The following is a 9,280-nucleotide window of genomic DNA, read 5'->3' on the forward strand; positions in this document are numbered from 1 at the left end:
CTTTGCTATATGGCCCGCGACTATTATGAAATCCTGGGTGTCTCTCGTGACACCGACAAAGAAGAAATCAAACAAGCCTATCGCCGTTTAGCCCGGAAGTATCACCCAGATGTGAACAAAGAACCCGGGGCGGAGGATCGCTTTAAAGAAATTAACCGCGCTTATGAGGTACTCTCGGAACCAGAAACCCGCGCTCGTTACGATCGCTTTGGTCCAGAGGGTGTATCAGGTGCTGCTGGCGCTGGCTTCCAAGATGTCGGCGATATGGGCGGTTTTGCCGATATCTTTGAAAGCATTTTTAGTGGCTTTGCTGGCGGTATGGGTAGTCCCACCCAACAAAGACGGCGCAGTGGGCCTGCCAGAGGTGATGACCTGCGGCTAGACTTGAAGTTAGACTTTCGGGAAGCGGTATTTGGTGGTGAAAAAGAAATTCGCATTTCACATCTAGAAAATTGTGAAGTCTGTAGCGGTTCTGGTGCTAAACCTGGAACCCGCCCTCGGACTTGTTCTACTTGTAGCGGATCGGGTCAAGTCCGCCGTGTCACCAGAACACCCTTTGGCAGTTTCACCCAAGTCTCGACTTGTCCGACGTGTAATGGAACAGGGATGGTAATTGAAGATAAGTGTGATGCCTGTGATGGGAAGGGCGCAAATCAAGTAACGAAGAAACTCAAAATTACCATTCCAGCTGGGGTGGATAATGGTACACGCTTGCGGATTTCTAGTGAAGGAGATGCTGGACAACGTAATGGCCCTGCTGGGGATTTGTACGTTTACTTGTTCGTGAATGAGGACGAGGAATTCCAACGGGATGGCATTAATATTCTCTCGGAAATCAAAGTTAGCTACCTGCAAGCGATTTTAGGTTGTCGGTTAGAGGTAGATACGGTAGATGGTCCTGTAGAACTGATCATTCCAGCTGGAACCCAGCCCAATACGGTGATGAAATTAGAAAATCGCGGCGTACCCCGTTTGGGTAATCCCGTTAGTCGTGGGGATCACATGCTAAACGTATTAATTGATATTCCCAACAAAGTGACCCCAGAGGAGAGGGAACTGTTGGAAAAGCTGGCTAAAATTAAGGGAGATCGCACTGGTAAAGGCGGTCTAGAAGGATTCTTGGGAAATTTATTTAAGTGATCAAGCCCTCTTCTGTTTTAATTCCCGATGCTCAACTTGATTTGCGCGGCACCCCTTGCCCAATTAATTTCGTGCGGACAAAACTACGTCTAGAAAAAATGCCATTGGGAGGTTTGCTAGAAGTCTGGCTGGACCCTGGTGAACCGATTGAGCAGGTTCCCGATAGTCTGACAATGGCAGGTTATCAGGTGGAACAAATTACAGACTGCACTGGTTATTTTTCTCTGTTAGTGCGCCGTCCAATTACTGGGCAATGACAGGGGAAAATTTTGCTGCAACTGGACAGTTATTGGGTACGGTGCTGGCTGTACAGGCTAATTTTTACCGAGTACAGCTAGATCAAGAGGGTGGGGAGATGAGGGAGATCAGGGAGATGGGGGAGCAAGATCCTCATCTTCCTTATCCCCCTCTCCTACTTTGTACTCGGAGAACGCGCTTGAAAAAAATCGGGCAACAGGTAATGGTAGGTGATCGCGTTGTGGTAGAAGAGCCAGATTGGGCTGGGGGGCGAGGAGCGATCGCTAATGTTTTACCCCGCCAAAGCGAATTAGATCGTCCAGCGATCGCCAATGTCAACCAAATTCTCTTGGTATTTGCTGTAGCTGATCCACCTTTGGAACCTTATCAACTGAGTCGGTTTTTAATTAAAGCTGAGTCTACTGGCTTGGATGTGCTTTTATGCTTGAATAAAAGTGATTTAATTTCACAACAGGAACAGCAGCAAGTTAGCTCGCGCCTACTTGGTTGGGGCTATCAACCGATATTTATCAGTGTAAAAGATGGTATAAATACCGACCAAGCAGCCAAATATTTGAGCAATAAAATTACTGTAATTGCTGGGCCTTCCGGCGTTGGCAAATCCAGCCTAATTAATACGCTAATTGACTCTCTTGAGCTGCGAGTGGGAGAAGTTTCTGGTAAATTAGCTCGTGGTCGTCATACCACTCGCCATATAGAATTATTTGAGTTACCTAGCGGTGGAATGCTTGCAGATACCCCCGGCTTTAATCAGCCCGACATGGATTGTATCCCAGAAGAATTAATCCATTATTTCCCTGAAGCAAGAAAGCGGTTAGCAGTTGCTAGCTGTCGGTTTAGTGATTGTCTGCATCGAGACGAGCCTGAGTGTGCGGTGCGGGGAGACTGGGAACGATATGAACATTATTTAGAATTTTTGTCCGATGCGATCGCTCGTCAAACTCAGCTACACCAACAAGCCGATCCAGAATCCACCATGAAGTTAAAAAGCAAAGGCAAAGGGCAGAGTCAATACGAACCCAAGCTAGAAAGCAAAAAATATCGCCGGATTTCCCGGAAGACTCAGTTACAGGACTTGCAGGAATTATATCGGGATGAGGAATAACGAGTGTGATGTCTACGGGCTGTGACGCTCATGACGCTAGTTGCACGGCATCGTCTCCCTTTGGAAGAAGACTTTCTCTAAGCGAACGCAAGAGCGTCTCGTAGAGAAGCCATGCCGCAGGCTTTACGCTACGCTATCGCCTTTGGCGTCTCCCCTTCTCCCTTTGGGAGAGGCTAGCGCCTGCGTAGGATGCCCGTTCGCCGTAAGGCGTCCCGTTAGGGAAGGGCTGTAGGGAGAAGAATCGCTGACGCAACTCTTAGACACGCTGCGCGAACGCTATCGGCGTCGCACTTCTATATAAAAGTTTAATCACGAGTAGCATAGATACTCCTCAGAAAAACTATCTTGTGAACTGTTATGAGCCATAGGAATTAGAACCTGAGTAAATATTTTAAGTACAGGATTATACAATAAACAAATAGACCGATTTTACAGAGATTCAAAACTAGTTAACAACAATACACGGTAGGGGCACTACATTGTTGTGCCCTTACAAGCACTGTCTTGAACTCAATTGAAAACTATTTTTACGATCCCCATAAAGTCTTAAAATATTGTTAATTTCTGCCAAACTTCTCAACCTTCAACTTACAAGTATCACCCCAAAATCACTATGGCTATCGGCTACGTTGCGCTTGTACTCCACGCACATCTGCCCTTCGTTCGTCACCCGGAAAGTGACTACGTGCTGGAGGAAGAATGGCTCTATGAAGCCATCACGGAAACCTACATCCCTTTATTAAAAGTATTTGAAGGCTTAAAGCGAGACAGTATCGACTTTAAAATCACGATGAGTATGACACCACCTCTAGTGTCGATGCTTCGTGATCCTCTGCTGCAAGAACGCTATGACGCACACTTAGCTCAACTAGAAGAACTTATACAACTAGAAGCAGAACATAATGTCAATAACGGGCATCTTCGTTATTTAGCCGAATATTACGTTACTGAGTTTAAGGAAGCGCGTCAGCTATGGGAAAGCTACAAGGGTGACTTAGTTACAGCTTTTAAGAAGTTCCAAGACAGTAACAACCTGGAAATCATCACTTGCGGCGCTACCCACGGCTATTTACCGTTGATGAAAATGTATCCAGAAGCAGTGTGGGCGCAAATTCAGGTAGCCTGCGAACATTACGAACAAACCTTTGGACAAGCACCTAGAGGCATTTGGTTGCCTGAATGCGCCTACTATGAGGGTTTAGAGCGGATGCTAGCCGATGCTGGGTTACGCTACTTCCTGACTGATGGGCATGGCATCCTTTACGCCCGTCCCCGTCCGCGCTTTGGCACTTATGCCCCAATTTATACAGAAACTGGTGTTGCTGTCTTTGGTCGAGATCATGAATCGTCCCAACAGGTATGGTCTTCTGAGGTGGGCTATCCTGGGGCGGCGGAATATCGAGAATTTTACAAAGATTTGGGCTGGGAAGCAGAATATGAGTATATCAAGCCCTACATCATGCCCAATGGTCAGCGGAAAAATACGGGCATTAAGTATCACAAAATTACGGGGCGTGGCTTAGGTCTATCAGATAAGGCACTCTACGATCCTTATTGGGCGCGAGAAAAGGCGGCAGAACATGCTGATAATTTTATGTATAATCGAGAGAGGCAATCTGAACATCTCTATGCTATAATGCAACGCCCACCAATTATCGTTTCGCCTTATGACGCGGAGTTATTTGGACATTGGTGGTATGAAGGCCCCTGGTTCATCGATTACCTATTCCGCAAGTCGTGGTATGACCAAGGAACCTATGCAATGACCCATTTAGCAGACTATTTGCGGGATCAGCCAAATCAGCAAGTCTGTCGTCCTTCGCAGTCAAGTTGGGGTTTCAAGGGTTTCCACGAGTATTGGTTGAATGAAACGAATGCGTGGATTTATCCGCATTTGCACAAAGCTGCGGAACGGATGATTGAAATCTCGCATTTGGAACCAGAGGATGAATTGGGGTGCAAAGCGCTCAACCAAGCGGCGCGGGAACTGCTATTGGCACAATCTTCTGACTGGGCATTTATTATGCGGACGGGAACAATGGTACCCTATGCGGTTAGACGAACGCGATCGCACCTGATGCGGTTCAATAAGCTCTACGAAGATGTGAAAATCGGCAAAATTGATAGTGGTTGGCTAGAAAAAGTCGAGTTAATGGATAATATTTTTCCTGAAATCAACTATCGCGTCTACCGTCCGCTATAGTCTCACACAAAGTAATCAACAGGAGTAGGGTGGGCATTGCTCACCCTATATTAATAGTGAGGAGCGTTTATTTTACCAATAACAGAGCAAGCCTTAGCCTGTGTAAGGGTTTGTCAAATGCTATCAAATCTTTATAAAGACATCCGCTTATTTCGATTTGACGATAAAATAGGCAAGTTTACATCCTATGGAGATGAACTGCAAGTCATTGTACTAAATAATGGAATCTGGGATTTTGTCAATGAACCAGAATTATGAGCAAATGAGTTTTACAGAGTTGAGAGCTTACGTCGTGGAAAACCGCGAAGACATTGAGGCTCTACGTTTTTTAATGAGCAAACGTGATCCTAATTCTAAAGGCTATCCTATGCCTGTGACAGGGGCTGATATGCAAGCCCAGATGGAAATCATCAGGCGCAAGATTAATGGAGAACTTTGAGATTATTGTCTAATTTAGTAAGAATAATTAGGGTGAGAAAATCATTAGGAGTAATACGTAGGGATACTAGGGTATTTAATCATAGATTTTAGCTTATTTAGGTCACAATTTTGCAGTGAAAAATCGTAGCTCATTATCTAAATAATCTAATTTAATACTACAAAGTAGTATTAAAATTTTGAATGTCATTTTATTGTTGAGATTGTCTTGCTGATGAAAGCAAAATTCACGTTTTACCAAGCATCGTTTTAATCATCAGAATCTTCTAACTCACATTCTGCAAGCAGATTATCAATAGTTTCAGGAAAATCCCCATTCTCTACTTTTTTGCTAAAAACTTGATAACAATCTTTTCTATCGCCTTCCTTTCGAGGAAAACCTAACCAAAGGATAATAATAATTTTTTGTTCTTTGAATGCTCTAAAGAATAATCTATATCGTTCAGGTAGCCCCATTTTTTTCATACGACTATACTTTTGCAAAGGTTTTTGCAAAGCAAAGTGATTAGCAAAAGGGTCTTGAGGAATTTTTTCTTTAATGCCAATATTCAATACTTTCAAGAATTTGACATCTGAATGTGTAATAAATTCTTCTTTAGGTAACTCATTTTTTAAAACACGAACCCTATTACGCAATTCTACCCATTGTTCGTTAAACAATGGGTAGAAAAAAATCTGCCAACTATTACAAGTTAATGCAGCCATTAATCTATAACTACATCAGCTAGTAAATCATCCATTTCATCGCTCATTTCTTGAGTATAAGGAATCAGATCAGAAGGGTTCTGCATTGCATCCTTCATCAGAAAGTCAAGAAAAAGGCTCATCATAATGCCCTCATCTTCATCAGCTTCATCAACATTATCAATTTCTAATCTAACTAAGAACGTGTTATCAGATAACACTTCAATATGGCCTGAAGCATTAGCTAAATGGGGATAATCCTTAGAGAATGCACGAGGTAAGCGAAACCCATCTTGATTTCCTACCTTTGCATGAGTTACGGGATAACTTTTTACAGCCATGAGCTAATTCCTAAGTAGGAAGATACTAGGCATTGAAATACAAGACCTAGACACTATAAATTTGATGTGAGAAGTTATGTTTTGTTATAACAACTGTTATAACTTACAACTAAACTATAACAGATTCCACAAAAAAAGACTATAACTTAATATAAGAATTTTTGATTAAGTAGATATACTTTTAAAGCAAATTGCATATAAACTTCTGAGTCTTGCATACAGACTTATAACCATAACATATAAAAAAGACAGGCAAAATGCCTGTCTTACAAGTAATCATTTAGCAAAGAATTTAGAAATTCATTTCAGCAGCTTGGACTTTCTCAACCTGCTTCTTCTTCAGCACAAGCATAACTTGAGCTAACATTACAAGAGCGACGAACGCAATCATCCCTTTGACTCTAGAAACGTCTTGCAGTACGATTTCTGTATCTGACTGACCAAATCCACCAACATTCGGGTTGCTGGTCAAAGCATCACCAGTCTTAACTGCTTGCCCTTCGGAAACAAGTAGTTCTGGCCCTACAGGAATCGTATCAACGACAACATCACCAGATTCAGGCTGGATGCTGACTAAATATTTAACGTTACCGTCTCCATCTTCCTCTTTAGCAATCTTGGTAATTGTGCCAGTAGCGTTAGCGTTGTAAACAGTATTGTTGCTCTTTTCGCCAGTAGGATAAACTTGTCCGCGTCCCCTATTAGCACCTAAGTGAACTGAATATTTACCGAAGTGGATGTTTTTATCGGTTGCGGGGTTGGGAGAAAGAACCGGGAAGACGATTTCTTGATACTGTTCACCAGGTAAGGGGCCGACGATGACGACGTTATCTTTGTCTTCGCTGTAGGGTTGGAAGGGAGTGTCGCCAATTTCTGCTTTAAGTTCTTCGGAAATACGGTCTTCAGGAGCAATCTTAAAGCCTTCAGGTAGCATCAGTACAGCACCGACATTCAAGCCAACCTTAGAACCATCGGCACCAACCTGTTGGGCGCTGAGATCGTAGGGTATTTTCACCACAGCTTTAAATACAGTATCAGGTAGCACCGATTGGGGAACTTCCACTTCTGTAGGCTTGGCCGCTAGGTGACAGTTGGCACAAACAATCCGCCCAGTTGGTTCGCGGGGAGTTTCGGGATAGGTTTGCTGTGCCCAAAAGGGATAGGCGGCAGCAGATTGGGGAAGAGCTAGATCGCTGGTGAAGTAAAATGTCAGGGTAGCGATCGCTATGAGCAATGTTTTTACAATCGCTCTAGCACTGCGAGTTAACCTCGCTGTTATGAAAACATTTCTCATCTCTAATAAGGGCAACGATTCTCTGATGGATTGGTCAACAGTCGAGGTTCAAAAGTTGCGAGCTAGGAGTTAGGAGTTAGGAGTCTAAAATTTAGACTTTGGACTCTAGACTTTTAACTCAGCACTCAGTACGGACTAAACCATAGCTATCCGCTAACAGCACTGATTAAGCCCACCAAGGTGCATCACCTGTGCGGAAGTCGGTTTCAGTCCAAGGGGTCAAAACGATTTTGTCGTCGTTTACATTGGTATGGGCCAAAGGCAGAGACAGAGGTGCTGGACCCCGGACAACCTTGCCAGTTGCATCATATTGAGAACCATGACAAGGGCATTTAAACTTGTTCTCAGCAACGTTCCAGGGGACGACACAACCTAAGTGAGTACAGATGGCGTTAATGCCATAATCTTTGATTGCCTCTTTGCTGTCTACCACAATATAGGTGGGATCTCCCTTTAGTCCTTGGACTAAGTTGCGATCGCCTGCATTCCGGTTTTCTAGAAATTTAGCGACGCTAACATCGTTACCTAGCTCGTCTTTTGCCGTTACACCGCCACCAGCACCACCACTAGCGGGTGGAATAAAGTACTTGACAACGGGATACAATGCACCCAGAGCCACTCCAGTGACAGTCCCAAAAGTGAGCAGATTCATGAACTGACGACGCCCCATATCGGGCACGTCTGCTGATTCAGAAAATTGAGCCATAATTTACGCGCTCTTTGTGTATTTTGTTAAGCATTTTGACAAAAGTACTAGTACCTGAGGAACTCTTGTCTAAGTCGAAATGCTAGCGCTCACAACGATGCCATACTTCTCTGTTCCAAGATATATTTAGCATCTTTTCTGTTAGCATTACATTTCTTTATATCCTTATCATACTGGAGTCACGGAACTTAACATCATAACTAAATGTAAAATCTGATTGAGAAAAGCTATGACAGGACAGGAATTACATCAGATATTGCTTGATAAGTGGGGATACTCTTACGATGTCCAGTTCCGCCGGGCACAGGGAAAGATATTTTTGCAAGTAATGTGGAAATACCTGGAGCAAGCTTCTTTTCCCTTGAGCGAGACGGAGTATCAAGAGCATCTAGATAGCATTGCTAATTATCTTCATGCCTTGGGTGGGTCAATACAAGTACAAACATTTATTGCCCAAACACGCGATCGCCCCCGGCTCGGTAAAGCTGTTAGCATTCCTCTAGATTTGGGTGAACGCGCTTCGGAATGGATATTATGACCTACTATTCCATTAATATTAATAATTTTCTGAGTAATCACAGTGTTTTTTATACAAAAATACTCCATTGCCACTACATCATTTCAATGAAACAGGAGTCATAATTCAGAATTCAGAATTGGTGAATACTTTACCCATAAAGGTATAGAGTTTTAATAAAAAAGAATATTTAATATTTATTTTGCCCACAAGGAGCAAGGTTTTAAACTAATATTCAGACGCTCGCTACCAGACCAAGGTATAGCTGGCTTTTGAGCAGGGGTAGGCGGACTCCTTCGCGCTGCCCTATCAAAGAGTCATACGGAATTAATGGCTTTATTCTGACTTGTTCTTGATAAATTAATCCGCTTAGGTTAAGGTTAAAAACTAAAACTGGCGTAGGTTGAGTTGAGGAACGAAACCCAACATTATCAAGGTTTTGTTGGGTAACGCTTACGCTCAACCCAACAAAGCTATTCTTCTTAACCTAAGCGTATTGCTTGATAAATTGTAACTGCCCAGGTAGGAATGTCAGGAATATTCCCATGAGGGAAGAAAGATGGTAGTGTTCAAGCATGAATCCAGAAGAAAAAG

The 9,280-nt window shown here is 43.3% G+C and carries 11 protein-coding genes; 7 read left to right on the top strand and 4 right to left on the bottom strand.

Annotated elements, in window-relative coordinates; translation table 11 throughout:
* The first annotated feature begins 9 nt into the window (after positions 1 to 9).
* The 6 genes from dnaJ to V7K21_RS00735 all read left to right on the top strand — a co-directional run bounded on the left by dnaJ (position 10) and on the right by V7K21_RS00735 (position 5,145).
* Entirely contained in the window at positions 10 to 1,140 is a 1,131-nt protein-coding gene (gene dnaJ / locus V7K21_RS00710) for a molecular chaperone DnaJ (RefSeq protein ID WP_273766366.1), read from the top strand.
* Entirely contained in the window at positions 1,140 to 1,397 is a 258-nt protein-coding gene (locus tag V7K21_RS00715; RefSeq protein ID WP_334794077.1) for a sulfurtransferase TusA family protein, read from the top strand. The genes dnaJ and V7K21_RS00715 overlap by 1 nt, the downstream gene beginning before the upstream one ends.
* Entirely contained in the window at positions 1,394 to 2,503 is a 1,110-nt protein-coding gene (rsgA, locus tag V7K21_RS00720; protein ID WP_335170923.1) for a small ribosomal subunit biogenesis GTPase RsgA, read from the top strand. Before V7K21_RS00715 ends, rsgA begins: the two co-directional genes overlap by 4 nt.
* Positions 2,504 to 3,116: 613 nt before the next feature.
* Positions 3,117 to 4,706 (top strand): glycoside hydrolase family 57 protein, encoded by a 1,590-nt coding sequence (locus tag V7K21_RS00725; protein WP_335170924.1) that lies wholly within the window; start codon positions 3,117 to 3,119, stop codon positions 4,704 to 4,706.
* 78 nt (positions 4,707 to 4,784) lie between these two features.
* Positions 4,785 to 4,964 (top strand): DUF6888 family protein, encoded by a 180-nt coding sequence (locus tag V7K21_RS00730; protein ID WP_442948834.1) that lies wholly within the window; start codon positions 4,785 to 4,787, stop codon positions 4,962 to 4,964.
* Positions 4,948 to 5,145, top strand: a complete 198-nt coding sequence (locus tag V7K21_RS00735) for a DUF6887 family protein (protein ID WP_335170926.1) — start codon at positions 4,948 to 4,950, stop codon at positions 5,143 to 5,145. The genes V7K21_RS00730 and V7K21_RS00735 overlap by 17 nt, the downstream gene beginning before the upstream one ends.
* 248 nt (positions 5,146 to 5,393) lie before the next feature.
* On the opposite strand, the gene V7K21_RS00740 is transcribed toward V7K21_RS00735, so the two are convergent.
* The 4 genes from V7K21_RS00740 to petC form a co-directional block, all read right to left on the bottom strand.
* Positions 5,394 to 5,849: a type II toxin-antitoxin system YhaV family toxin gene (locus V7K21_RS00740; RefSeq protein ID WP_335170927.1), complete on the bottom strand. Its 456-nt coding sequence runs from the start codon at positions 5,847 to 5,849 to the stop codon at positions 5,394 to 5,396.
* Positions 5,849 to 6,169 carry a hypothetical protein gene (locus V7K21_RS00745; protein WP_335170928.1) on the bottom strand — a complete coding sequence of 107 codons (321 nt, stop codon included), beginning with the start codon at positions 6,167 to 6,169 and terminating at the stop codon, positions 5,849 to 5,851. Before V7K21_RS00745 ends, V7K21_RS00740 begins: the two co-directional genes overlap by 1 nt.
* Positions 6,170 to 6,461: 292 nt before the next feature.
* The gene (gene petA, locus V7K21_RS00750) at positions 6,462 to 7,463 is read right to left on the bottom strand and encodes a cytochrome f (protein WP_335170929.1); all 1,002 of its coding nucleotides are present in this window, start codon (positions 7,461 to 7,463) and stop codon (positions 6,462 to 6,464) included.
* A 166-nt stretch (positions 7,464 to 7,629) separates the two neighbouring features.
* Positions 7,630 to 8,169 (bottom strand): cytochrome b6-f complex iron-sulfur subunit, encoded by a 540-nt coding sequence (petC, locus tag V7K21_RS00755; protein WP_273766354.1) that lies wholly within the window; start codon positions 8,167 to 8,169, stop codon positions 7,630 to 7,632.
* A gap of 229 nt (positions 8,170 to 8,398) precedes the next feature.
* Between petC and V7K21_RS00760 the strand changes: the two genes are divergently transcribed.
* Positions 8,399 to 8,707: a DUF3067 family protein gene (locus tag V7K21_RS00760; RefSeq protein ID WP_335170930.1), complete on the top strand. Its 309-nt coding sequence runs from the start codon at positions 8,399 to 8,401 to the stop codon at positions 8,705 to 8,707.
* Positions 8,708 to 9,280 lie beyond the last annotated feature (573 nt).

Source organism: Nostoc sp., assembly GCF_036919595.1.
GTDB lineage: Bacteria > Cyanobacteriota > Cyanobacteriia > Cyanobacteriales > Nostocaceae > Nostoc.

Bases quoted from the DNA above. Each gene is read 5' to 3' on its own strand.
- V7K21_RS00745 (WP_335170928.1), bottom strand. From the start codon at position 6,169: ATGGCTGTAAAAAGTTATCCCGTAACTCATGCAAAGGTAGGAAATCAA.
- V7K21_RS00725 (WP_335170924.1), top strand. From the start codon at position 3,117: ATGGCTATCGGCTACGTTGCGCTTGTACTCCACGCACATCTGCCCTTC.
- V7K21_RS00740 (WP_335170927.1), bottom strand. From the start codon at position 5,849: ATGGCTGCATTAACTTGTAATAGTTGGCAGATTTTTTTCTACCCATTG.
- dnaJ (WP_273766366.1), top strand. From the start codon at position 10: ATGGCCCGCGACTATTATGAAATCCTGGGTGTCTCTCGTGACACCGAC.
- V7K21_RS00735 (WP_335170926.1), top strand. From the start codon at position 4,948: ATGAACCAGAATTATGAGCAAATGAGTTTTACAGAGTTGAGAGCTTAC.
- rsgA (WP_335170923.1), top strand. From the start codon at position 1,394: ATGACAGGGGAAAATTTTGCTGCAACTGGACAGTTATTGGGTACGGTG.
- V7K21_RS00760 (WP_335170930.1), top strand. From the start codon at position 8,399: ATGACAGGACAGGAATTACATCAGATATTGCTTGATAAGTGGGGATAC.
- petC (WP_273766354.1), bottom strand. From the start codon at position 8,169: ATGGCTCAATTTTCTGAATCAGCAGACGTGCCCGATATGGGGCGTCGT.
- petA (WP_335170929.1), bottom strand. From the start codon at position 7,463: ATGAGAAATGTTTTCATAACAGCGAGGTTAACTCGCAGTGCTAGAGCG.